22 protein-coding genes, 2 tRNA genes and 1 other RNA gene are annotated in these 22999 nt (G+C 72.5%); 10 read left to right on the forward strand and 15 right to left on the reverse strand.

Annotation, left to right across the window (positions count from 1 at the left end):
* Nucleotides 1–11: 11 nt before the first annotated feature.
* The 4 genes from WQ53_RS02025 to WQ53_RS02040 are packed head-to-tail and all read left to right on the forward strand — an operon-like array spanning nt 12 to nt 4436.
* Entirely contained in the window at nt 12–968 is a 957-nt protein-coding gene (locus tag WQ53_RS02025; protein ID WP_052629950.1) for an AAA family ATPase, read from the forward strand.
* Nucleotides 968–1924 (forward strand): DUF58 domain-containing protein, encoded by a 957-nt coding sequence (locus WQ53_RS02030; protein ID WP_052629952.1) that lies wholly within the window; start codon nt 968–970, stop codon nt 1922–1924. The genes WQ53_RS02025 and WQ53_RS02030 overlap by 1 nt, the downstream gene beginning before the upstream one ends.
* Entirely contained in the window at nt 1921–3888 is a 1968-nt protein-coding gene (locus WQ53_RS02035) for a transglutaminase TgpA family protein (protein WP_052629954.1), read from the forward strand. Before WQ53_RS02030 ends, WQ53_RS02035 begins: the two co-directional genes overlap by 4 nt.
* Nucleotides 3889–3902: 14 nt before the next feature.
* Nucleotides 3903–4436 carry a Slp family lipoprotein gene (locus tag WQ53_RS02040; protein WP_052629956.1) on the forward strand — a complete coding sequence of 178 codons (534 nt, stop codon included), beginning with the start codon at nt 3903–3905 and terminating at the stop codon, nt 4434–4436.
* Between the two features lie 151 nt (nt 4437–4587).
* Here WQ53_RS02040 and WQ53_RS02045 read toward each other — a convergent pair whose 3' ends face one another.
* From WQ53_RS02045 to dnaX, 4 genes are all read right to left on the reverse strand, one after another.
* On the reverse strand, nt 4588–4938 hold the full coding sequence (locus tag WQ53_RS02045; protein ID WP_052629958.1) for a histidine triad nucleotide-binding protein: 351 nt from the start codon (nt 4936–4938) through the stop codon (nt 4588–4590).
* Nucleotides 4939–5043: 105 nt separating this feature from the next.
* The gene (gene recR, locus WQ53_RS02050) at nt 5044–5643 is read right to left on the reverse strand and encodes a recombination mediator RecR (protein WP_052629960.1); all 600 of its coding nucleotides are present in this window, start codon (nt 5641–5643) and stop codon (nt 5044–5046) included.
* Nucleotides 5644–5665: 22 nt separating this feature from the next.
* Nucleotides 5666–5986 carry a YbaB/EbfC family nucleoid-associated protein gene (locus WQ53_RS02055; RefSeq protein ID WP_052629962.1) on the reverse strand — a complete coding sequence of 107 codons (321 nt, stop codon included), beginning with the start codon at nt 5984–5986 and terminating at the stop codon, nt 5666–5668.
* A 4-nt stretch (nt 5987–5990) separates the two neighbouring features.
* Nucleotides 5991–7847 carry a DNA polymerase III subunit gamma/tau gene (dnaX, locus tag WQ53_RS02060; RefSeq protein ID WP_052629963.1) on the reverse strand — a complete coding sequence of 619 codons (1857 nt, stop codon included), beginning with the start codon at nt 7845–7847 and terminating at the stop codon, nt 5991–5993.
* A 133-nt stretch (nt 7848–7980) separates the two neighbouring features.
* Here dnaX and WQ53_RS02065 point away from each other — a divergent pair.
* The 3 genes from WQ53_RS02065 to ffs all read left to right on the forward strand — a co-directional run bounded on the left by WQ53_RS02065 (nt 7981) and on the right by ffs (nt 9928).
* A tRNA-Ser gene (locus WQ53_RS02065) sits at nt 7981–8073 on the forward strand.
* A 379-nt stretch (nt 8074–8452) separates the two neighbouring features.
* The gene (locus WQ53_RS02070) at nt 8453–9667 is read left to right on the forward strand and encodes a DUF418 domain-containing protein (RefSeq protein WP_201774021.1); all 1215 of its coding nucleotides are present in this window, start codon (nt 8453–8455) and stop codon (nt 9665–9667) included.
* Between the two features lie 164 nt (nt 9668–9831).
* An RNA gene (gene ffs / locus WQ53_RS16150) (signal recognition particle sRNA small type) lies at nt 9832–9928 on the forward strand.
* A gap of 739 nt (nt 9929–10667) precedes the next feature.
* Here the strand turns inward: ffs and WQ53_RS02075 are convergent.
* From WQ53_RS02075 to WQ53_RS02105, 7 genes are all read right to left on the reverse strand, one after another.
* A complete protein-coding gene (locus WQ53_RS02075) occupies nt 10668–11699 on the reverse strand; it encodes a gluconolaconase (RefSeq protein WP_236685889.1) in 1032 nt (343 codons plus the stop codon).
* Nucleotides 11700–11704: 5 nt separating this feature from the next.
* The gene (locus WQ53_RS02080) at nt 11705–12199 is read right to left on the reverse strand and encodes a molybdenum cofactor biosynthesis protein MoaE (RefSeq protein WP_052629965.1); all 495 of its coding nucleotides are present in this window, start codon (nt 12197–12199) and stop codon (nt 11705–11707) included.
* 1 nt (nt 12200) lies between these two features.
* Nucleotides 12201–12446: a MoaD/ThiS family protein gene (locus WQ53_RS02085; protein ID WP_173427224.1), complete on the reverse strand. Its 246-nt coding sequence runs from the start codon at nt 12444–12446 to the stop codon at nt 12201–12203.
* Nucleotides 12443–12880 carry a cyclic pyranopterin monophosphate synthase MoaC gene (gene moaC / locus WQ53_RS02090; RefSeq protein ID WP_052633859.1) on the reverse strand — a complete coding sequence of 146 codons (438 nt, stop codon included), beginning with the start codon at nt 12878–12880 and terminating at the stop codon, nt 12443–12445. The genes WQ53_RS02085 and moaC overlap by 4 nt, the downstream gene beginning before the upstream one ends.
* Nucleotides 12881–12961: 81 nt before the next feature.
* Entirely contained in the window at nt 12962–13984 is a 1023-nt protein-coding gene (gene moaA / locus WQ53_RS02095) for a GTP 3',8-cyclase MoaA (RefSeq protein ID WP_052633861.1), read from the reverse strand.
* The gene (locus tag WQ53_RS02100; RefSeq protein WP_052629969.1) at nt 13981–14742 is read right to left on the reverse strand and encodes an MBL fold metallo-hydrolase; all 762 of its coding nucleotides are present in this window, start codon (nt 14740–14742) and stop codon (nt 13981–13983) included. Before WQ53_RS02100 ends, moaA begins: the two co-directional genes overlap by 4 nt.
* Nucleotides 14742–15491 carry a 3-deoxy-D-manno-octulosonic acid kinase gene (locus WQ53_RS02105; RefSeq protein ID WP_052629971.1) on the reverse strand — a complete coding sequence of 250 codons (750 nt, stop codon included), beginning with the start codon at nt 15489–15491 and terminating at the stop codon, nt 14742–14744. Before WQ53_RS02105 ends, WQ53_RS02100 begins: the two co-directional genes overlap by 1 nt.
* A gap of 29 nt (nt 15492–15520) precedes the next feature.
* Here WQ53_RS02105 and WQ53_RS02110 point away from each other — a divergent pair, with 29 nt between their 5' ends.
* Nucleotides 15521–16561 carry a glycosyltransferase family 9 protein gene (locus tag WQ53_RS02110; RefSeq protein WP_052629972.1) on the forward strand — a complete coding sequence of 347 codons (1041 nt, stop codon included), beginning with the start codon at nt 15521–15523 and terminating at the stop codon, nt 16559–16561.
* A 30-nt stretch (nt 16562–16591) separates the two neighbouring features.
* Nucleotides 16592–19693, forward strand: a complete 3102-nt coding sequence (locus WQ53_RS02115) for a spermine synthase (RefSeq protein ID WP_052633863.1) — start codon at nt 16592–16594, stop codon at nt 19691–19693.
* Here WQ53_RS02115 and WQ53_RS02120 read toward each other — a convergent pair.
* Both WQ53_RS02120 and WQ53_RS02125 read right to left on the reverse strand, forming a co-directional pair.
* A complete protein-coding gene (locus tag WQ53_RS02120; protein ID WP_052629974.1) occupies nt 19669–20100 on the reverse strand; it encodes a hypothetical protein in 432 nt (143 codons plus the stop codon). The genes WQ53_RS02115 and WQ53_RS02120 overlap by 25 nt on opposite strands.
* Before the next feature lie 678 nt (nt 20101–20778).
* Nucleotides 20779–20869 (reverse strand) — tRNA-Ser (locus WQ53_RS02125).
* Nucleotides 20870–21066: 197 nt separating this feature from the next.
* On the opposite strand from WQ53_RS02125, the gene WQ53_RS02130 reads away from it, so the two are divergent.
* The gene (locus WQ53_RS02130) at nt 21067–21771 is read left to right on the forward strand and encodes a PP2C family protein-serine/threonine phosphatase (protein WP_052629976.1); all 705 of its coding nucleotides are present in this window, start codon (nt 21067–21069) and stop codon (nt 21769–21771) included.
* A gap of 31 nt (nt 21772–21802) precedes the next feature.
* On the opposite strand, the gene dnaQ is transcribed toward WQ53_RS02130, so the two are convergent.
* Together dnaQ and rnhA are read right to left on the reverse strand one after the other, a co-directional pair.
* Nucleotides 21803–22531 carry a DNA polymerase III subunit epsilon gene (dnaQ, locus tag WQ53_RS02135; RefSeq protein WP_052629978.1) on the reverse strand — a complete coding sequence of 243 codons (729 nt, stop codon included), beginning with the start codon at nt 22529–22531 and terminating at the stop codon, nt 21803–21805.
* A 6-nt stretch (nt 22532–22537) separates the two neighbouring features.
* On the reverse strand, nt 22538–22990 hold the full coding sequence (gene rnhA / locus WQ53_RS02140; protein WP_052629980.1) for a ribonuclease HI: 453 nt from the start codon (nt 22988–22990) through the stop codon (nt 22538–22540).
* Nucleotides 22991–22999: the final 9 nt, after the last annotated feature.

The raw sequence follows: 22999 nt of genomic DNA on the forward strand, positions 1-22999 counted from the left end.
ACAGGAAGACGATGACGCGGACCGCGGAACCATCGAGCCCCATCCTAACCGACGCCCTGCACGACTCGCTCGCGCAGGCGCAACGTCAGGTCAATGCCCTGGTGCTGGGCAAGCCGCAGGAAGTGCGGCTGGCCCTGGTCGCACTGCTGGCCGGCGGTCATGTGCTGATCGAGGACCTGCCGGGGCTGGGCAAGACCACTCTGGCGCATGCGCTGGCGGCGACCGTGGGCCTGGGGTTCCAGCGCATCCAATTCACCTCGGACCTGCTGCCCGCCGATGTGCTCGGCGTCTCGGTCTACGAGGCCGATTCGCGCCAGTTCCGGTTCCATCCCGGGCCGGTGTTCACCCAGGTGCTGCTCGCCGACGAGATCAACCGCGCGCCGCCGCGCACGCAGAGCGCGCTGCTGGAGGCGATGGCCGAGCAACAGGTGACGGTCGATGGCGTCACCCACAACCTGCCCGACCCGTTCTTCGTGATCGCCACCCAGAACCCGGTCGACCTGTCCGGTACCTTCCCGCTGCCCGATTCGCAGCTGGACCGCTTCCTGCTGCGCTTCTCGCTCGGCTACCCCAATGCCGAATCCGAGCGCGCCCTGCTGACCGGTGCCGACCGCCGCGAACTGATCGCACGGGCGCTGCCGGTGCTGGCCGACGGCGAGGTGCAGGCGCTGCGCCGCGCCGCGGAACAGGTACACGCCAGCGAGGCGCTGATCGGCTACGTGCAGGCCCTGCTCGCGCGCAGCCGCCAGCACCCGGGCATCCGCGTCGGCCTGTCGCCGCGCGCCGGCCTGGCGCTGCTGCGCGCCGCGCGCGCGTACGCGCTGCTGCTCGGCCGCGGCCACGTACTGCCGGAGGACGTGCAAGCGTTGTTCATCGCCGTCGCCGGACACCGGCTGGCCGGTGAAGCCGAGGCCGGCAGCGGCGCAGCGCTGGCCAAGGCGGTGCTGCACGCGGTGCCGGTGGACTGATGCGGGCCGCGCTGCGCCGCCTGCACGCGCGGCTGCAGGCGTTCGAGCGGCCGCGCGCACCGGAGCCGCTGCCGGTCCGGATCGGACGCCGCCGCATCTACGTGCTGCCCACGCCGTTCGGCCTGTTCTACGGGCTGCTGGTGCTGGCCATGACCCTGGGCGCGCTCAACTACAACAACAACCCGGCGCTGCTGCTGGCCCTGCTGCTGGGCGCGGCCGGACTGGCCAGCCTGATCGCCGGCCACCTGCAGCTGTCGGGCCTGCAGGTGGAAGCCCTGTCGGCCGAACCGGTCGCGGCGGGCGACGTACTGTGGCTGCGCCTGTCGCTGTCGACCCGCGACGGACGCCGACGCCGCGGCCTGCGCGGCGACCTCGACGACGCCGTTGCCTGGACCGGCACCGGCGCCGACGGCAACGCCGAGCTCGCACTGTCCGTTCCCACCCACCACCGCGGCTGGCTCGACCCCGGCCGGATCCGGCTGTCGACCACCCAGCCGCTCGGCCTGGCCCGCGCCTGGTCGCGGGTGTGGCCGCGGCAGCCGCTGCTGGTGTACCCGCGCGCCGAGGCCAACCCGCCGCCGCTGCCGGACAGCGGCGGCGACGCGCAGCACAGCCGCGTGCATCCGCTGGGCGAGGAACCGCACCAGCTGCGCCCCTACCGCAGCGGCGATGCGCCGCGCACGATCACCTGGAAGCACAGCGCGCGGCGCGACAGCCTGGTGGTACGCGAATACGAACGCGCGCTGCAGCAGGACGTGCCGCTCGACTGGGACACGCTGCGCGCGCTGCCGCGGGAACCGCGCATCTCGCGCCTGGCGGCCTGGGTCGACCAGGCCGAGCGCGAGGGGCGTCGCTACCGCCTGCGCCTGCCGGCGCAGCCCGAGCTCGGCCCGGGCCGTGGTCCGGAACATCGCCACGCCTGCCTGCGCGCGCTGGCGCTGCTGCCGGACGCATGAGCGCCCTCGCCACCAGCGCCATCGCCCCCTCCGCCGGAACCCCGGTGCTGCTGGATCGTGGCAGCCGCGGCTGGGCGCTGGCGGCGGCCGGCCTGGCGCTGCTGCCGCTGCTGATGACGCTGCCGTCCGGCCTCGGCTTCGGCTTCGGCCTGACCGCGCCGGTGATGGCGTGGCTGGCATGGCGGCGCCCGTTGCCCGGCTGGCTGCGCATGCTGCTCGCCCTGGCCATGGTCATGGCGGTGTTGGCGGTGATGGGCACACGCCTGGGCCGCGACACCGGCAGCGCGCTGCTGGCGGCGATGCTGGCGATCAAGCCGACCGAGCTGCGCACCCTGCGCGATGCGCGCAGCCTGGTCGGTTTCGCGCTGTTCGCGCCGTTCGCCGCGTTCCTGCTCGACCAGGGACCGCTGGTGATGGCCTTCGCGCTGGCGGCGGTGCTGGCCGGACTGCTCACCCTGCAGCGGCTGGCGGACCTGGAGGCCGGCATCCCTCCGCCGCGGCCGCGGCAACGGCTGGCCACCATGGGACGGCTGGTGGCGATCGGCCTGCCGCTGGCGTTGCTCGCCTTCTGGCTGTTCCCGCGGCTGGACACACCGCTGTGGGGCGTGCCCGAACGCGCGATCGCCCAGCTCGGCCTGTCCGACAGCATGAGCCCGGGCGGCTGGCTGGACCTGATGGCCGACGACACCCCGGCGATGCGTGCGAAGTTCCAGGGCCCGGTGCCGCGGCCGGAGCAGATGTACTGGCGCGGCCCGGTGCTGCTGGACTATGACGGCCGTACCTGGACCCGCAGCCGCTGGCTGGAATCGCTGCCGCCGGCGCGCACCGAGCCGGGTGCGATCCGCTGGCGCTACGAACTGGAGGTCGAGGCCACCGACCGCCGCGACCTGCCGGCGCTGGACCTGCCGCTGGTCGTGCCTGAAGGGACCCAGCAGCTGCACGGCCTGAGCCTGGTGACGCCGCGCCCGCTGTCGGCTCCCAGCCGCTGGCAACTGCAGTCGGCGCCACCCACGCGGTTCGAGCCACAGCTGCGCGAACTGGTGCGCCAGCGCGCGCTGGCCCTGCCGCCGGACCGCGACCCGCGCACGCACGCCCTCGCCCGGCAATGGCGGCAGGACGCCGGCACCGACGACCAGGCCATCGTCGACCGTGCGCTGGGCTGGATCCGCAGCGACTTCGCCTACACGCTCGACACGCCATTGCCTGGCCGCCACGCGGTCGACGAATTCCTGTTCGAGACCCGGGCCGGCTACTGCGAGCACTTCAGTTCCGCGTTCACGGTGCTGATGCGCGCAGCCGGCATCCCGGCGCGGGTGGTCACCGGCTACACCGGCGGCTACCGCAATCCGTTCGGCGACTACTGGATCATCCGGCGCATGGACGCGCACGCCTGGGTCGAGGTCTGGCTCGATGGTCCGGGCTGGGTGCGGGTGGACCCGACCGCGGCGGTGGCGCCGGAACGGATCTACGACACCCTGGAGCGGCGCATCGGCACCGGCGGCGGCGGGCTGGATGCGTTGCGGCTGGATCGCCTCGGCGACCTGACCGACTGGCTGCGGCGCGGCTGGAACGACCTGGTGCTGGGCTTCGACGCCAACCGGCAGCAGGCGCTGCTGCGCCCGCTGGGCCTGCAGCGGCTGCAGCCGTCGCAGCTGCTGCTGCTGTTCGTGGCCACCGCGGCCCTGGCCCTGGCCGGCATGGTCTGGCTGCTGGCCCGTGGCGAACGCGAGCGCGATCCGCTGCTGCGCGCCTGGCACCGCCTGGGCCGCCGCTACGCGCGGCTGGGCCTGGGGCGGGCGCCGCACGAGCCGGCGCTGGCCTGGGCCGTGCGCGTGGCGGCCGCGCATCCGCGCTCGGGCCAGGCGCTGCTCGCGCTCAGCCGGCGTTTCGCCGAGGCGCGTTACGCTGGCCGGCATGGGGGGATGCGCCGGCTGCTGGATGACCTGGCGCGGCACCGCCCCTGAACCGGAGGCCCGCCATGTCTGTCCGCACCTCGTTCCGCCTCGTACTCGCCGCCGCGGCGACCGCGCTGCTCGGCGCCTGCGCCACCGCCCCGCAGCCGCTGCAGGGCAGTTTCCTTCCCGTCACCCCCGAGCAGGCAGTGATCGGCCAGCAGGTCGGCGCCAGCGTCCGCTGGGGCGGCCGGATCGTGCAGACCACGCCCGGCGCCGACAGCACCTGCTTCCAGGTCGTGGCCACGCCGCTGAACGCCAGCGGCCGCCCGGACAGCAACGCCGCCGACAACGCCCAGGGCCGCTTCGTCGCCTGCCGCGCCGGCTTCTACGATCCGGCGGTGTTCACGCCCGGCCGCGAAGTCACCTTCGTCGGCCGCGTGCAGGACACCGAGTCGGTGCGCATCGGCGAGTACGACTACCGGCTGCCGAGGATGGCCGCCGACGTCGTCTACCTGTGGCCGATCATTCGCGAAGTGCGGGTGGTGCACGATCCGTGGGGTCCCTGGGGTCCCTGGGGTCCGGGCCCGTGGGGACGCTGGGGCTGGTGGGGCTGGTAGTCCCGACGCCCTTCTGCGCCGCCGTGCAACGTGCAAGCGCCGCCTTCGGGCGGCGCTTTGCTTTGCGACGCACCAAGAATGCGGGCGGGCTCAGGAAGGCGGGGCTCGGGCTAGACCTGAAGGATTCACCCGGGCGGGTGTTCAGATCGCCCTACGCGGTACCGAAATGCCCCAGCGGCGCGCCGGCCAGCAAGTGCAGGTGCACGTGGAACACGGTCTGCCCGCCGTGCTCCCGACAGTTCATCACCACCCGGTAGCCGTCCCGCGCGAAACCCTCGCGCCTTGCATAGTCGGCCGCCGCCAGCATCAGCCGGCCCAGCAGCTGCGCCTGTTCCGGCGTGGTGTCGTCCAGGGTCGGGATGACCTCGCCCTTGGGCACGAACAGCACGTGCACCGGCGCCTGCGGCGCGATGTCCTTGAAGCCGAGGATGTCGTCGTCCTCGTAGACGATTGCCGCGGGGATCTCGCGGCGGATGATCCTGCCGAAGAGGGTGTCGTTCATGGGCGCGCGGGAAGTGAAGGGGATGGCATGGAGCTTAGCGCTGCGGCAACCGGGGCGCATTCCCCTACTCCGCTCCCCCACTCCCTTCACTTCCGCCTCACCACGTCACTCGGGCATCTCGCCACGCGTGCCGAACGCATGCGACAGCGTGCCGCGGTCGACGTACTCCAGTTCCCCGCCCAGCGGCAGGCCCTGCGCCAGCCGGCTCGGCCGCGCGCCGTGCCGGCGGGCCAGCTGCGCCAGGTAATGCGCGGTGGCCTCGCCCTCGACCGTGGCGCTGGTGGCCACGATCAGTTCGGCGACCTCGCCGGCCGCCAGCCGCGCGGCCAGCGCGTCCAGCCCCAGTTCGCGCGGGCCGATGCCGTCCAGCGGCGACAGCCGGCCCTGCAGCACGTAGTACAGGCCGCGGTAGCCGGTGGCGGTCTCGATCGCCAGGCGGTCGGCCGGTGATTCGACCACGCACAGCTGCTGGCGGTCACGGCCGGCGCTGGCGCAGGTCGCGCACACGTCGGTCTCGCTGAAGTCGCGGCACTGGCTGCAATGGCCGATCCGCTCGACCGATTCGGCCAGCACCTCGGCCAGGCGGCGGCCGCCGTCGCGGCCGCGCTCGAGCACGTGGTAGGCCATGCGCTGGGCGGTCTTGCGGCCCACGCCGGGCAGCACCCGGAACGCTTCGATCAGCTGCTCCAGCAGCGGCGAACTCATGGACGGCGGCGCGCGGTGGCGATCAGAACGGCAGCTTCATTCCCGGCGGCAGCGGCATGCCGGCCGAGGCCTCGGCCATCTTCGCCTTGGATTCGGCGTCGACCTTGTTGGCGGCGTCGTTGAACGCTGCGGCGATCAGGTCCTCGGCCATTTCCTGGTCGGAGAGGATGCTGGGGTCGATCCGCACCTTGCGGCACTCCTTGGCGCCGGTGAGGGTCACGCTGACCATGCCGCCGCCGGCGCTGCCGGTGACTTCCAGCTTGGCCAGTTCCTCCTGGGCGCGCTGCAGGTTCTCCTGCATCTTCTGCGCCTGTTGCATCAGCTGGGCGATATTGCCGCGCATGTCGTCAGTTCTCGTCTAGAGGTCGGATGGAGTCGGGCACGACGCGGGCGCCGTGCTGTTCGATCAGGCGCTTGACGCCCGGATCGTTGAGGAAGGCGTCCTCTGCCGCGCTCTGGCGCGAATCGCGCTCGCGGTCGCGGCGCTCGTTCAGCGTCTCGGCCGGCGCAACGACGTTCTGGATCGCAATGCGCGGCGCCGCGCCCAGCGAAGCCGCCAGCGCTGCCGCCAGCGCACCGGTGGAGCGCTCGGTGCTCAGGTATTCGAACCCCGGCGCCAGCGCCAGGGTCAGCACGCCGTCGGCATGCGACACGAAGGCGGTGTGCGCGGCCAGTTCGCGCGCCGGACCTTTCAGGTCGCAGGCGGCCACGCGCTGCAGCCAGTCCTCGGCGTCGGCGATCGCCACGCCGGCGACCGCGGGCTGCGGCGGGCGCGCTTCCGGCGGCGGCGCAGGTGGCTGTTGCTGCGGCGGCGCCACGACGATGCCGCGGTCGAGCGCAGCCGCAGCGGCGGGCACCGCGCTGCCGGTGGCCGGGCGCGGCGGCGGCGTTTCCACGGCAGGTGGCCGGTGCGCGGCGGCAGCGACAGCCACACCCGGGTCGCTCACCGGCGGCCGCGCGGCCGGCGCGGGCGGATCCCAGGGGGGCGGATCGGAGGCGGCGGCAACCGACCGGGCGGTAGCTGCCGGCGGCGTGGAAGCCGCTGCCGCGGTGGCCGCGACGCGGGCCGTGCCGGCACTGGCGCCGGTGCCGGCGCCCTGCCCGTCCGCCGCCGGATTGGCATCGGCCTCCGGTTTGAACGCCAGCATCCGCAGCACGCTCATCTCGAAGCCCACCCGCGGCGCCGGCGCCAGTTCCAGGTCGCGACGGCCGTTGACCGCCATCTGGTACCAGAGTTGCACCACTTCCGGACGCAGGCGCGCGGCGTAGCGCGCCACGTCCAGCCCTTCGTCCTCGCGCGTGGCGCCCGGCACCAGCTGTTTCACCTGGATCCGGTGCAGCGCCTCGGCCAGCGCCTCCAGCACGTTGCCCCAGTCCGGGGCGAAGCCGGCCAGGGTCTCGATCGTGGCCAGCAGCTTCTGCCCGTCGCCGTCGGCCAGCGCGTCCAGCAGCGCGGCCACCTGGGTGCGGTCGACGCTGCCGAGCATGGCCCGCACCACGTCCTCACGCAGCGCGCCGCCGGCGTAGGCGATCGCCTGGTCCAGCAGCGACAGGCCGTCGCGCAGGCTGCCGTCGGCCGCGCGCGCCAGCAGGCGGATCGCGCCGGCATCGGCCTCGATCTCCTCGGCGGCCAGGATCCTGGTCATCTGGCCTTCGATCTGGCCCTCATCCAGGCGCTTGAGGTTGAACTGCAGGCAGCGGCTTAGCACGGTCACCGGCAGCTTCTGCGGATCGGTGGTGGCCAGCAGGAACTTCACGTGCCCCGGCGGCTCCTCCAGGGTCTTGAGCAGCGCGTTGAACGCCGCCTTGGACAGCATGTGCACCTCGTCGATCAGGTACACCTTGTACTGCCCGCGCGAGGGCATGTACTGCGCGTTCTCGATCACCTCGCGCACGTCGTCCACGCCGGTGTTGGAGGCCGCGTCGATCTCCAGCAGGTCGATGTAGCGGCCGGCGTCGATGTCGGTGCAGGCCGGGCAGACACCGCAAGGCTCGGCGCTGGTGCCCTTCTCGCAGTTCAGCGACTTGGCGAAGATCCGGGCGATGGTGGTCTTGCCCACGCCGCGGGTGCCGGTGAACAGGAAGGCATGGTGGATCCGGCCGGTGTCCAGGGCGTTGCCCAGCGCGCGCACGACGTGCTCCTGCCCGACCAGCTCGGAAAACCGCTTCGGGCGCCACTTTCGGGCCAGGACGAGGTAGGACATCGGACGACCGTTTGGACCAGGACCGGCATTGTGCCACGCCCGCCCCACACGCCGGCCGCGCTTGTGGCAAGTGCCCGCGGGCGCTAGAATCCGCGACCCTGATCGTGGCTGATTCGAGCTCCGGACAGGTCCCGGAGAGGTGTCCGAGTGGTTGAAGGAGCACGCCTGGAAAGTGTGTAAGCGTCTAAACCGCGCTTCGGGGGTTCGAATCCCCCTCTCTCCGCCAGATATGCGAAAGCCCCCGCAAGGGGGCTTTTGCGTATCTGGCGGAGAGAGGTGATCTGACGAGAACCCCCAACGGGTTCGACAACCCGTGCAGCGGGTTGCACGGTGGCGCAGCCACCGCCCGAAGGGCGAGGCCCCGCAGGGGCCGAGTGAATCCCTCTCTCTCCACCATATCCGCCGAAAACCCCTGCCCGATGGCGGGGGCTTTTGCTTTCCGGGGACCGCTCGACGCTCCGCCCTTGATCGGCCCTCCCTGTCGTCCGCAACGCCGCGCCGGCTATCCTCGCGCCACCGGGAGCAACCGCCGGACATGCCTGCCGCCAACCGCGGACGGCATGCGCCGGCCTTGCTGCCCGGACCGGGGGCGGGGAAAAACCATCATGGGCAACGTCGGCTACATCCCGCGCATGGAAGGGCTCGACGCCCTGCGCGGCTTCGCCCTGTTCGGGCTGTTCATCGTGCACATGCCCGAGCTGTTCGAACTGTACTGGGCGCACCCGGCCACCGATCCGCTGCAGCTGGCCGTGCACGACGCCGTGTGGCTGGTGTTCGCCGGCAAGGCCTTCGCCCTGCTCGCCCTGAGCTTCGGCGTGAGCTTCTTCATCATCATGGACCGGGCCGCGCGCCGGGGCGTGGACTTCACCGGGCGCTTCGTCTGGCGCCTGGTCCTGCTCGCGGCGATGGGCCTGCTGCACGGGCTCTGGTATCGCGGCGACATCCTCGAAGTGCTGGCGGTGATGGGCCTGTTCCTGGTCCCGTTCCAGCGGGTGCGCTCGAACCGGCTGCTGCTGGCTGTGGCGGTGTTCTTCCTGCTGCAGCCGCTGATGCTGGTCCGCATCGCCGCCGGCCTGGCGGGCGCGGAATGGGCCAATCAGCCGCTGCGCTTCTGGAGCGCCACCATTCCGCAGGTCTACCTCGACGGCGACTTCGCCGGCACGGTACGGATGAACGTGGTCGACGGCCACGGCTTCAAGTGGTTGTTCATGTACGAGTCCGGTCGCCTCAGCCAGCTGCTCGGCCTGTCGCTGGTCGGGATGCTGCTCGGCCGGATCGGCTTCTTCGCCCGTCCCGAAGCATTCGTGCGGGCGCGGACCGTGGGCCTGGCGATCGCACTGACCTGCGCGGTGGCGCTGTACCTCGCCCGGGAACCGCTCACCCAGCTGGTTCCCGCGACCGACGCGATGTCCATGCCGCGCGCGCTGACCGGCGCGCTGCTGGCCAGCCTGTTCGACCTGGCGGCCATGGCCGTGCTGATGCTGGGTTTCATCGGCATCTACTACGGCGGCGGCGACCGGGCGCTGGGCCTGCTCGCGCCCGCCGGGCGGATGACGCTGACCCTCTACGTCCTGCAATCGCTGGTGTTCGTGCCGGTGTTCTACGGGTACGGCCTGGGCCTGCACGCGAGCATGAGCCAGGTGCAGGCGCTGCTGCTGGGGCTGGCCGCGTTCGCGGCGCAGCTGGTCTTCGCCCACCTGTGGTTCAGGCGGTTCTGGTATGGGCCGCTGGAATGGCTGTGGCGCGCCGGCACCTACCTGACCTGGGACGTGCCGTTCGTGAAGCGTGGCACGGGCGCGGCAGAGGGCATGCCGGCCTGAGCGGGAACGAAACCCGCGCCCGGCAGGGCACCGTGCCATGGCGGCTCGCCCCGCGGATCGGCTAGAATCCGCATCCCGCATGCGCGGCGGCCGGCCCCCGGTGGCCGTCCCGTTCCGCCGCGCTCTCCGGATCGCGCGCCAGGCGGTCCAGTCCTATGGTGGCCCCGTCGGCCCCTCGCGACGCTAGGTCGAAAATCCCGCCAGGGCCGGAAGGCAGCAACGGTATCGATCGACGCGGGCGCCGAGGCAAGCCGGCGGGGCCGCCACCTTTTCGGGGCCGGTGAAGCAACGCCAGCCGTTGATGCCGCGACGCGCCGTGGCGATGGCTCATGCCTTCTCACTGGGAATGAACGCCAGGGTGCGGCCGAGGCAAGCCCCCTCCCCGACCCGTCCGGCCCTCAGGCATAGCCTTCGGGCGTTCATCGGACTGCACGCCAATGGCGTGCAAGCAGCCCTCTTCACCCCCTTTCGCCTGCGGCTAAAGGAAGGGAGCGAAGCCTGCGACGGCGCTGCCTTCTGTAGGAGCCGACTTCAGTCGGCGACACAGACGTCGGAACCACGAGGGCGTCGCCTGTGCCGACGGCGTCGGGTCGCCGGCTGAACCCGGCTCCTACAACCGCCACAGCGCGGCCGCTCTTCTGTAGGAGCTGACTTCAGTCGGCGACACGGGCGTCGGAACCACGAGGGCGTCGCCTGGGCCGGCGGCGTCGAGTCGCGGTCATGCCCGCTCCTACAAAAGCCGGGCCCTGATCGCCTCACTGCGAACGAAGCCACGACCCCAAAGCTCCCGAAGACGTGGCGGGCCGGGAGTATTGCGGCAGCGGCCAGGGATGGCCGCGTCGGCGAGTCGGCACAGGGATGTGCCGCCGAGACGACCGCGATACTCCCGGCCCGCCGCGGCTCAGCCCGAAGCCGACCACACCCGGCGCTTTTGACTATGCGGTTGCGGTTGCGGTTGCCGTTGTCGTTGTCGTGACGACGTATGGCGAGAGCTATCCCGCTACGGGCCGGCGCCGGGCGCCGCCGGCACGGCCACGATCCCCAGCGCGTCCGGCTCGTCGCCGGTGGGCCAGCGCTCCACCACCGCCCAACTGGCGGTATCCACCACGGCGATCTCGTTGCCGCCGCTGATGGCCACGTACACCCGCTGTCCCGAGGGATCGGCGATCGCGCCGATCGGCAGCGCGGCGCGGCCGAGCATGGTGTCGCGGTATTCCACGTCCGGGCGCGCGAGCTCGACCAACGCCACCTGCCTGCGCGAGACCGCATCGAACACCGCCAGGGTGGCGGCGCGCGCGTTGGTCACCAGCGCATGCCGGCCGCTGGGCGTGAACACCACGCGGATCGGGAAACCATCGCTGTCCAGGGTGTCGAGCACGTCCAGCGTGGCCGGATCGTGCACGGTCACCGTCCCGTCCTCGCGGTTGCTCACCCACACCGTACCGTCGGCGGCGATGGCGATGCCTTCGGCGCCGCCACCGGCCGGCTTCTCCAGTACCTCGCCGCTGGCCAGCTCGATGCGTGCCACGGTGCCGGCACGGAGCTTGCTGACGTAGGCCACCGCGCCGTCGCGGGCGAGCGCCACCATGTGGCCCGTACCGGGCCCGATGTCGATCGCACGCTCCACCCCACCGGCCGGATCAACCAGCAGCAACGCGTCGCTGCCCTCGGTAGTGACCAGCAGGCGCCGCCCATCGACGGTGAAGCGCATGCCGTGCGGACGGGTGTGCGTGCCCAGCTCGATCCGCCGCAGCAGCTGGCCACCGGCGGTGTCGTAGACCCCCAGCGTGTGTCCCGGCGCCTGCCGCCCGTACTCGCTGACCACCGCCAGGCGGCCATCGGGACTCACCGCGATCTCGTGCGGCCCGGGCGCGGTCGGCGCCTCGCCCAGCTTGCGGCCGTCCTCCAGCGACAGCCGCCAGAGCGTGTCGGCGGACTTGTTGCCGACGAGCAGTTCGGCCGCGTGCGTGCGCGGCGCGACCAGCAATGCGAACGCGGCGGCCATCGCCGCCATGAGCAGGGGCAGGGACATGCGCTTCATCGTGGTTCCTCCGGGGCAGGTTCGCGGGCGGCCGGCGCCGGCTGCGGGTGCAGCCATTGCCGCGCGCCGTCGGCGTAGCGCTCGTGCTTCCAGATCGGCACCCGCGCCTTGACCTCGTCGATCACGAAGCGGCAGGCGGCGAAAGCGGCGTCGCGGTGCGCGGCGCTGGCCCCGACCCAGACCGCCAGCTCGCCGATCGCCAGCTCGCCGGTGCGGTGCACGCAGTGCACGCCGCAGGCCCCGAAACGCACCACCGCCTCCTCGACGATGCGCTGCCCCTCCGCGGCCGCCAGCGCGGCGTAGGCCTCGTAGCGCAGGCCCAGCACCGGGCGGCCTTCGTTGTGGTCGCGAACCCAGCCTTCGAAGCTGGCGTAGGCGCCGGCCTCGTCGCGCAGCAGCCGGGTGCGCAGCGCGGCGACATCGAACGGTGCCTCCGCCAGTTCAAAACGCGCCAGGACGGGCTCGCCGGGTTCGCGCTCCAGAGCCGCCATCTCAGCCTCCCGATACCGGCGGGATGAACGCGACTTCGCTGCCCTCGCGCGGCGTGTCGTCCCAGTGCGCGAACGCGCCGTCCACCGCCACCCGCAGGCGCTCGCGCGGCCAGTGCAGCGCGTGGCGCGCGGCGGCCTCGGCATACAGCGCGGCCAGGTCGGCCGCGGCGCTGTCCACCGTCTCGCCGTCGCAGCCGGCCGCCTCGCGCAGGCTGGCGAAATACAGCAGGCGCACCATCGCCATCAGCCCGCCTTCCCGAAGTCGCGCTTGCCGCCGCGCTTGCCCAGCAGCCGCGCCGGGCCCAGCACGATGGCATGCGACAGCGACTTGCTCATGTCGTAGACGGTCAACGCCGCCACCGTCGCCCCGGTCAGCGCCTCCATCTCCACCCCGGTGCGCGCGGTGGTGCGCGCGCTGCACTCGATCCGCAGCTCGCGCTCGCCGTGCCAGTCGATGGCGATGCGCAGTCCTTCCAGCGGCAGCGCGTGGCAGAACGGGATCAGCTCGTGGGTGCGCTTGGCCGCCAGGGTGCCGGCGATCACCGCGGTCTCGACGATCCCGCCCTTGCCCGCGCGCAGGCCGCTGGCGCGCAGCTGCGCGGCGACCTGCACCGGGAACTTCACCCGGCACTCGGCGGTGGCGCTGCGTGCGGACACGGCCTTGCCGGAGACGTCGACCATCGCCGGGCGCCCGGCGGCGTCCAGGTGGGTCGGCTTGGCGAGGGAAGACTTGCCACCGCTGGAAAACCTGGATGTCGCCACTCAACCTCCGATCAGGTACATCTCGATGTGCTTGCGCGGCGCCTGCGGATTGCCGCGGATCTCGCTGTAGCGGTCGCCGCGCCGCGCCCACAGGCCGGACACGCGGCTGGCCAGCGCCGCCGCGCCCTGCGCCAGCGCCGGCTTCAGATCATGCCCCTCGCCGGCGAACAGGCAGGTGTAGAGCCGGCCGTCGGCGGACACGCGCGCACGGTGGCAGTCGCCGCAGAACGGCGCACTGACCGAACTGACGAAACCGACCTCGCCGCCGCCGTCGGCGAAGGCGTAGCGCTCGGCCACCTCGCCGCGGTAGCGGGACTGCAGCGGGCGCAGCGGCCAGCGCGCGGCGATGCGGTCGCGCAGTTCGGCCGAGGCCACGACCTGGTCCTGGCGCCAGCCGTTGCAGGTGCCCACGTCCATGTACTCGATGAAGCGGACCACGTGGCCACTGCCGCGGAAGCGCTCCAGCAGCGGCAGCACCTGGTCCTCGTTGGCGCCGCGGCGAACCACGCAGTTGATCTTCAGCGCGCCGAAGCCGGCCGCCTCGGCCGCGGCGATGCCCGCCAGCACCGCGCCGACCTCGCCACGCCCGCCGGACATCGCGCGGAACGCCTGCGGATCGAGCGCATCGAGGCTGACCGTGATCCGGTGCAGCCCGGCCTGGCGCAACGCGCGTGCCTGCGCAGCCAACAGCGAGCCGTTGGTGGTCAGCGCCAGGTCGTCGATGCCGGGGATCCGGGCCAGCCGCGCGACCAGCTCCGGCAGGTGCCTGCGCAGCAGCGGCTCGCCGCCGGTCAGGCGCAGCTTGTGCATGCCCAGCGTGGCGAAACCGCGCACCAGCGTCTCGATCTGGTCGAAGTCCAGCCGCGCGGCCGAATCCAGCCCGTGGTCGTCGGGAATGCGGTCGGCCGGCATGCAGTAGCCGCAGCGGAAGTTGCAGGCGTCGATCACCGACAGGCGCAGGTCGCGCAGCGGCCGGCCAAGGCGGTCGTGCGGCAGCGCCTGCAGCGGCCGGGCCAGGTTCATGGCAGCGCCGGCATCGTCGCCCGCGGCGCGGCCAGTGGCCACGACTCGCCCGGGCGCGCCACCCGGTAGCCGCGGGCCACCATCGCGGTGGCGTCGGCGTGGCCGGCGTAGTGGTAGAGCAGCATGCGCTTGCGCAGCGCCTCGCCGTACTCGCGCTCCAGGTCGTCCAGCCCGGTGTGCGAGGGATTGCCGTGCAGCGCGCAATCGTGGGCGATGAGCTCGCCTGCGTCGGCGTGGCGCGCCAGCATCTCCGGGATCGGCCGGGTGTCGCCGCTCCAGACCACGCTGCCGCGCAGGCGCAGGCCGAAGGCGGTGTCGGGCCAGTGGTGGCGCACCGGGAACACCTCCAGCCGCAGCCCGTCGTGCCAGAACGCATCGCTGACCGGCACCAGCTGGAACGCGTCCCAGAAATTGGCGCCGCCCTCGGCCAGCACGTTGGGATAGTCGCCCACCCGCCGCTGCAGCAGCGGCACCACCGGCGCCGGCACGTACAGGCGCGTGCGCCCCTGGCGTTCGGGATCGAAGTAGGTCGACACGAACAGCCGCTCCAGCCCGGCCACGTGGTCCATGTGCACGTGGGTGATGAACACCGCCCCGGGCGGATGGCCGTACTGCGCCTCGAATGCGCTCAGCCCCTCGGCGCCGCAGTCGATGGTCAGCCACGGTTTGCCCTGGTGCTCGATGCTGGCCATGGCCGAGCCCAGCTCCACCGCCGACGCATTGCCGACCCCGTGCAACCGCAGCGACCAGGCGTCCATCAGCAGCCCCGCTTCCAGGCTAGGTCGTAGGCCCGGCGCAGGCGGGCGAAGTCGGCCTCGACCTCGGCCGAGGCGCGCTCGCCGCGCAGCTTGAGCAGCGAGCGCTGCAGCCGGCGCAGGTTGGCCTCGCGCCAGTGCGTGGCCGGGATGCGCATGCGGCCGCGGTCGAAATCGATCATCCAGCCACGGCCGTTGCCGTCGAACAGAAGGTTGTGCGCGTTGAGGTCGGCGTGGTCCAGGCCCTCGCGGTGGAAGCGCGCGATCAGCCGGCCGGCCTCCTCCCACGGCGCGCCGTTGCCGGCCACCAGCGCGCGGTCGGCCAGCGAGCGCACGTCCATCAGCCGCTCCAGCAGGATCGACGCGCGGTACCGGAAACCGTCGCGGGCATAACTGGCGGCCAGCGGCTTGGGCACCGGCAGGCCACGGCCCAGCAGTTCGCGCATCAGCCGGAACTCGGCGAAACTGCGCGTGTGCGAGGCGCCGCGCCACAGGTAGTGGTCGCGGCTGAAGCGGGCGGCCAGGCCGCCACGCAGATACTGGCGCAGCACGCAGGGACCGAATGGCGCGTCGACGAACCAGGCGCCACCGCGGCCGCCGGAGCCCACCGGCCGAGCCCGCTCGCCCCAGGCCGCCGGCGAGAACAGATCGGCGCCGGCTTGCCGCAGCCGTTGACGGTCGAAGAGAATGGCACCGTACCCGCTCTCCGCGCGGTACGGCGTCAGGGCTTCGCTGGCGTCGAAGGCGACCATCCGCACGAGTCTAACAACACCCGCAAGCGATGCGCCCCTCACTCTGCCTGCTGCGCCTGTCCGCCCTCGGCGACGTGACCCACGTCGTGCCGCTGGTGCGCACCCTGCAGCGCGCCTGGCCGGACGCCCCGCCGCTGCACTGGGTCATCGACCCGGCCGGCCTGCGCCTGCTCGACGGGTTGGACGGGGTGGTGTTCCACGTCTACGACAAGCGCAGCGGCCTGGCCGGCATGCGCGCCCTGCGCCGCGCCTTGCCGTCGGGCGGCTTCGACGTGCTGCTGCAGATGCAGGTCGCGTTCCGGGCCAACCTGTTGTCCGCGTACATCCCGGCGCGCCGGCGGATCGGCTACGACCGGTCGCGCTCGAAGGACCTGCACGGGCTTTTCATCAACGAACGCATTCCCGACCGCCCCGGCATCCATGTGCTGGATGCGATCGGCAGCTTCTGCGAACCGTTGGGACTGCAGCAGACCGACGTGACCTGGGACCTGCCGGTGCCCGAGGCGGCGCGGGCGTGGGCCCACGACCAGTGGCCCGACGACGGCGCCCCGGTGCTGATGGTCTCGCCCTGCTCCAGCCACGTGCGCCGCAACTGGTACGCCGACCGCTACGCCGCGCTGGCCGACCATGCCGCCACACGCGGCTGGCGGGTGGTGCTGTGCGGCGGCCGCAGCGAACTGGAACGGCAGACCGCCGACGCGATCCTGGCGGCGATGCGCGCCCCGGCCCTGGACCTGGTCGGCAAGGACACGCTCAAGCAGCTGCCGGCGCTGCTCGAACGCGCCAGCCTGCTGGTCACCCCCGACTCCGGGCCGATGCACATCGGCAACGCGATGGGCACCAAGGTGCTGGGCCTGCACGCGGCCAGCAACCCGGCCCGCAGCGGCCCCTATTCGGATCGCCGCTACTGCGTGGACCGCTACGACGACGCCGCGCGCCGCTACCTGGGCAAGCCGGCCGCGGCGCTCAAGTGGGGGACCAAGATCGAGCACGAGGGCGTGATGGAGCTGGTCACCGTGGACGACGCGATCGATGCCTTCGAACGCTATCGCGCCGATCACGGCGGCTGAGCCGGCATGTCCGGCCGGGACGCCGGCGGCATGAAAGCAGGCGCCAGCGTCGCCGCAGCGGCCGCCTTCCGCCCCCTGCCCGGCTCGGCGGTCCTGGTCCTGTTCGTCGTCTCCGGCTTCGCCGGGCTGGTGTACCAGTCGCTGTGGTCGCACTACCTGGGCCTGGTGCTGGGCCATGCCGCCTACGCGCAGAGCCTGGTGCTGGCGATCTTCATGGGCGGGATGGCGCTGGGCGCGTGGCTGGCGGCGCGGATGGGCCTGCACTGGACCCGGCTGCTGCGCGCCTACGCGCTGGCAGAGGCCGCCATCGGCGTGCTCGGCCTGGCCTTCCATCCGCTGTTCCTCGGCTACCTGGGCCTGTCGGACGCGGTGCTGCCGGCGCTCGGCGACGGGATGGCCGGACGCGCGTATCCGTGGCTGTCGGCGGCGCTGCTGATCCTGCCGGCCTGCCTGCTGCTCGGCGCGACCTTCCCCCTGCTCAGCGCCGGCTGGCTGCGTGCCGCGGAGCGCGACCGCAATCGTGGCCGGGGCCAGGACGCGCGCGTGCTCGGCGGGCTGTATTTCGCCAACAGCCTGGGCGCGGCGGCGGGCGCGCTCGGCGCGACCTTCCTGCTGCTGCCGCGGCTGGGCATGCCCGGGGCGATGGCCGTGGCCGGCATCGCCAACCTGGCGGTGGCCGCGGCCGCGTGGTGGCTGTCGCAGCGCCACGAGTGCGCGTCCGCCCCTGCGGCGGCCGTCGCTGCGTGGCCGGAGGAACGCGTGGCGGCGCGTACCGGGCTGACGCGCGCAGTGCTGTGGATCGCGCTGCTGTCGGGCGCCTGCTCGTTCGTCTACGAGATCGGCTGGATCCGCCTGCTCAACCAGGCGCTGGGCACGACCCTGCACAGCTTCGAACTGATGCTGGCCGCGTTCCTGCTGGGCCTGGCCTTCGGCGGCGCCTGGGTCTACCGGCGCGCGCCGCGGCTGGCCGATCCGCTGCGCACCGCGGCGCTGGCACAGGTTGCGATGGGCGTGGCCGCGCTGCTGTCGCTGCTCGCCTTCGCCCACTCGTTCGAATGGACCGCGGCGCTGGTGCAGTCGCTGTCGCGCACCGACGGCGGCTACCGGCTGTACCTGCTCGGCAGCGCCGGCATCGCGCTGGCGGTGATGCTGCCGGCCGCGTTCTTCGCCGGTACCACGTTGCCATTGTTCACTCTGGCCCTGCTCCGCACCGGCGCCGGCGAGGCGTCGATCGGCCGGCTGTACGCCGCCAATACCATCGGCGCCATCGTCGGCGTGCTGCTGATGGTCCACCTGCTGATCCCGCTGGTCGGCGTGCGCATCGGCATCATGCTGGCCGCCGGCGGCGACGTGCTGCTCGGCTTCTGGCTGCTCGCGCACGCCCGCGGCGAACTGGCGCCACGCCGGATCGCCGGGCTGGCGCTGGCCGCGGCCGCTGCCTTCGCGGTGGTGGCGACGTGGGGGCGGCCCGATCCGCGCGCGCAGCTGTCCGGCGTGTTCCGCACCGGCTTCGCCCGGCTCGACGAGGGGCTGCAGGTGCCGTTCCTGCGCGACGGCAAGACCGCGACGATCGGCGTCGCCCGCTCGCCGGCGCACGGGACGCTGTCGCTGCTGACCAACGGCAAGTCCGACGGCGCGATGTCGGCCACCCTGCAGGGGCCACCCGGTGGCGATGAGCTGACCATGGTCAGCCTCGGCGCGCTGCCGCTGGCGCTGCACCCGCAGCCGCGGCAGGTCGGGGTGATCGGCCTGGGCCTGGGCCTGTCGACCCACACCCTGCTGGGCAGCGACCGCGTGCAGCGGGTGGAGACGGTGGAGATCGAGCCGATGGTCCACGCCGCCGCCTCGCGCCATTTCGCCCCGCGCATCGAGCGCGCGCTGCACGACCCGCGCTCGGCGATCCGTTTCGACGACGCACGGCGTTTCTTCGCCAGCCAGCGGCGCCGCTACGACGTCGTCGTCTCCGAACCGTCCAACCCCTGGGTCAGCGGCGTCGCCAGCCTGTTCACGGCCGAGTTCTACGCGTTCCTGCACGGGCACCTGGCCGAGGACGGGCTGCTGGTGCAGTGGCTGCAGACCTACGAGATCGACGACGCGCTGCTGGCGCGGATCGTGGCCGCGCTGCTGCAGGCATTCCCGGACGCGGAGGTATACGTGGCGCAGGACAACGACCTGGTGGTGGTCGCCTGCCGCAGTCGCTGCCCGGCCGCCGATGCGCAGCGCCTGCAAGCGACCGCGGCGCTGGCGCGCGAGACCGCGCGGGTCGGCTTCGACAGCGATGCCGCGCTGCAGCTGCGCCGGATCGGCGGACGCGGGCTGCTGCAGACCTACGTCCGCGCGCTGCAGGCCGAGCCGCACAGCGACTTCCACCCGGTCGTGGCCCTGCAGGGACCGCGCACCCGCTTCCGCGGCGACCGCGCCGACACCCTGCAGCGCCTGGCCGACAACGGCCTGCCGGTGCTGGACCTGCTGGAGGGGCGCACCCCGCCGCCGGCCGCCGAGCCCGCCCGCGCCCTGCCCGGCCACGGCCTGCTGCTGGCGCGCGAACGGGCGATCATGCTGGCCGGCGCGCTGCGCGACGGCGGCCACGCCAGCGTCCTGGCCCTGCGCGAACGCGACGCGCCCGCCGCCGAGGCTCAGTTGCAGGCGCTGCTGGGCCTGTCGCGCGGCGCGGTGGCCGACCCGGCCACCTGGGCCGACGCCGCGTCGGCCATGGCGATGGCCACGCTCGGGCACCTGCCCGCCGACGACCTGCGCGGCGCCTGGATCGAACCGGCCTGGATCGATCCGTCGCTGCAACCGGAACCGGTGCGGCGCATGCTGGCGATGTACGCCGCCGCCGCCGCCCGCGACGCGGCGGCCATGCGCGCCAGCGGCGAAGCGTTGCTGCAGCTGCCACAGGCGTTGCCGCCGCAGGTGCAGGAACAGGCGCTGCTGATCGCCCAGCTCGGCGCCATCGGCATCGGCCGGCCGGACGAGGTGGAACGGCTGCACGCCGGCTACGGCGTGGCGCTGCCGCACAGCGCGCGGCTGCGCATGGTCCGGCACTTCGTGCGGATCCGCGCGCTGGAACTGGAGGACGGGCGCCGCGCGCAGGCGGCGGCGGTTCAGGGCGCCGGGCCGCCGCGGTAGTCCCGGTAGGACTTCTCCTCGACGTAGGCCGAGCCCAGCGCCAGGTTGATCTCCTTCTTCACCCGCGCGCGCTCGTCGTTCTCGAAGTACACGCTGCGCGCCAGGCGCACGAAATCCGCGTCGAACGCCTGCGCCTTCTCCTTGACCCGGACCTCGTCCTCGATGTCCCACAGGCGCTCGTTGACCGCCTTCAGCTGCGCGCGCAGCTGGGCGATGCCCGCCCCGGATCCCGATCCGGGGGCGCCGCCGGCGGCCGGGTGCTGCATCCAGGTGCGCTCCAGCGCCGACAGCTCCTTGCGCACGTTGGCCAGCTTGGCCGGATCGGTCATGCGCTCGGACTTGATCTGCAGGATCGCGATCTTGTCGAGCAGTTCGCCGAAGGAAACGGGCACCAGGATTTCGGACATGGCGGCATGCGCGTGCGGGAAGGCCGCCAGTCTACCGCCAACACTCGCCGCCGCCGGGCTCGGCCGGCTCCGCGAGTTTCGGCTTGGCGTGAAGCCGCCGCCTGCAGGGCAAAAGCATCGCTTCGGCCGGGGGCCGCCGTGCAGGCGTCGAACAGCGGGGGACGCTGCCTGTGCCGGCGGCGTCGGGTCGCCGGCTGAACCCGGCTCCTACAACAGCCGCGCCGTCACCGCTCTCTGTAGGAGCTGACTTCAGTCGGCGACACGGGCGTCGGAATCACGAGGGCGTCGCCCGTGCCGACGGCGTCGCGTCGCGGGCAAGCCCGGCTCCTGCACAAGAGCAGGTCCTCGGGCGACGAACGGAGCCGGACAGGCCGTTGGCGATGACGAAGCCACGACCCCAAAGCGCCCCGAAGACGTGGCAGGCCGGGTGTGTTGCGGCAGCGGCCAAGGATGGCCGCGTCGGCGAGTCGGCACACGGATGTGCCGCCGAGACGACCGCAACACACCCGGCCTGCCGCGGCTCAGACCGAAGCCGACCACCCCGAACGCTCTGGCCGTTGCCGTTGCCGTGCCGCTTCGCTTCCCGCGTCGTTGCGGTTGCGGTGCGGCCATCCCCCTCGGATCGGCGAAGACCATGAAAAAGGGGTTGTGCCCATGGGCACAACCCCTTGAATTCGTTGGCGGAGAGGGAGGGATTCGAACCCTCGAGGCGCTATAAACGCCTGCCTGATTTCGAGTCAGGTACATTCAACCGCTCTGCCACCTCTCCGCGGTCCCCGGCGCGGCCGGGGCCGTGAATGATACGGGGCCGGCCTTCGCCGGACAAGCCGGTGCACGGCTCCCCCTCGACTTCCCGTACGGCCTGCCGATACCGGCGATGAAGGCATCGCGGGCGTCGCCTTGCCGACTGTCCTGTCCGCCCGGATGATCGCGTATGCATCCTTGAGACCCTCCCGTTGGGACGACATGATCGAATTCGGACACCTGACCCATGTCGGCCTGCGCCGCCAGCTCAACGAGGACACCTACTACGGCGACGGCGAACTGGGATTGTGGCTGGTGGCCGACGGCATGGGCGGGCACGCCTGCGGCGAGGTGGCCAGCGCCCTGGCCCGCGAGACCATCGTCCGCGAGATCCGCAGCGGCACCCCGCTGACCCAGGCCATCCGTATCGCCGACGAGGAGATCATCCGGGTCTCGCGCCGGCGCAACGACGCCCTGCCGATGGGCACCACCGTGGTCGCCGCGCGGGTCCAGGGCCAGCGCTTCGAGGTGGCCTGGGTCGGCGACAGCCGCGCCTACCTGTGGCGCGACGGCAAGCTGGCCCAGCTCAGCCAGGACCACAGCTACGTGCAGGACCTGATCGCGCAGGGCACGCTGACCCCCGAGCAGGCCCGCTCGCACCCGCACCGCAACGTGGTCACCCAGGCGCTGGGCGTGACCGACCCGAACCACCTGAACGTATCGACCATGGCCGGCGAACTGCGCCCGGGGATGCAGCTGCTGCTGTGCAGCGACGGGCTGACCGAGGAGGTGGACGACCAGCGCATCGCCAACGCGCTGGGCGAGCAGGAGTGCAGCGCCCAGGAATGCGTGGACACGCTGGTCGCCGCGGCCCTGGACGGCGGCGGCTCGGACAACGTCACCGCGGTGCTGGTGCGCTGCCAGTAGCAGGCCGCACAGCGCAGCGGCGGACCACCGTTCAGCCGGCCAGGGCCGGCTCCGCGGCTGCCTCGGATTCGTCCCACAGCGCACGCCCGGCCTTCTTGCGCAGCGTCTCCATCCGCCGCAGGTGCGCCTCCCGTTCGGCCGGCGACGCGGCGATGCGCGGGCGCTCACCGGCCACCGGGGCGAAGCTTGCCACCGCGGCCGGCTGCGACGCGGCCTGCGCCTCGCCGAAGCCGATCTCCTCCTGGCCGGAGGTCAGGGCGACGTAGACGTCAGCCAGGATCTGCGCGTCGAGCAGCGCACCATGCAGTTGCCGGTGCGAGTTGTCCACGCCCAGCCGCTTGCACAGCGCGTCCAGCGAATTGCGCTGTCCCGGGAACCGCTCGCGCGCCAGTCGCAAGGTGTCGACCACGCTGGCCCGGTCGGCGATGCGCCCATAGCCGTCGCCCAGCCGCGACAGTTCGTAGTCCAGGAAGCCCAGATCGAAGGCAGCGTTGTGGATGATCAGCTCGGCGCCGTCGATGTAGGCGAGGAACTCGTCGACCACGTCCTCGAACGGCGGCTTGTCGGCGAGGAACTCCAGGGTCAGTCCGGTGACTTCCTGCGCGCCGGCCTCGAACTCGCAATCCGGTTTCAGGTAGCGGTGGAAGTTGCGCCCGCTCGGGCGCCGCTCCAGCAGTTCAACGCAGCCGATCTCGACCACGCGGTTGCCCTTCTTCCATTCCAGGCCGGTGGTTTCGGTATCGAGGATGATCTGGCGCATGCGCGGTCAGTTTACCGCGCTCGCGTCGCGTACCTGCTGGGCGGCGGCTCGCGCCAGCAGGTCCACACGCTCGTTGTCCGGATTGCCGGCATGGCCCTTGACCCAGTGCCACTCCACCCGGTGGCGGGCGGCGGCCGCATGCAGCCGCTCCCACAGGTCGCGGTTCTTCACCGGATCGCCGCCGGCGGTCTTCCAGCCGCGGCGCACCCAGCCCGGCATCCATTCGGTGATGCCCTGGCGCACGTACTGCGAATCGGTGTACAGCGCCACCACGCACGGCTCGCGCAGCGTCTCCAGGGCCATGATCGCGGCGGTCAGTTCCATGCGGTTGTTGGTGCTGTCCGCCTCGCCGCCAGCCAGTTCGCGCTCGTGGGCGTTGTAGCGCAGCAGCGCGGCCCAGCCGCCGGGGCCGGGATTGCCCAGGCAGGCGCCGTCGGTGTGGATCTCGATCGTCTTCATCCGTTCCTT

It is taken from the genome of Pseudoxanthomonas suwonensis (genome assembly GCF_000972865.1).
In the GTDB taxonomy this organism is placed as follows: Bacteria; Pseudomonadota; Gammaproteobacteria; order Xanthomonadales; family Xanthomonadaceae; genus Pseudoxanthomonas; species Pseudoxanthomonas suwonensis_B.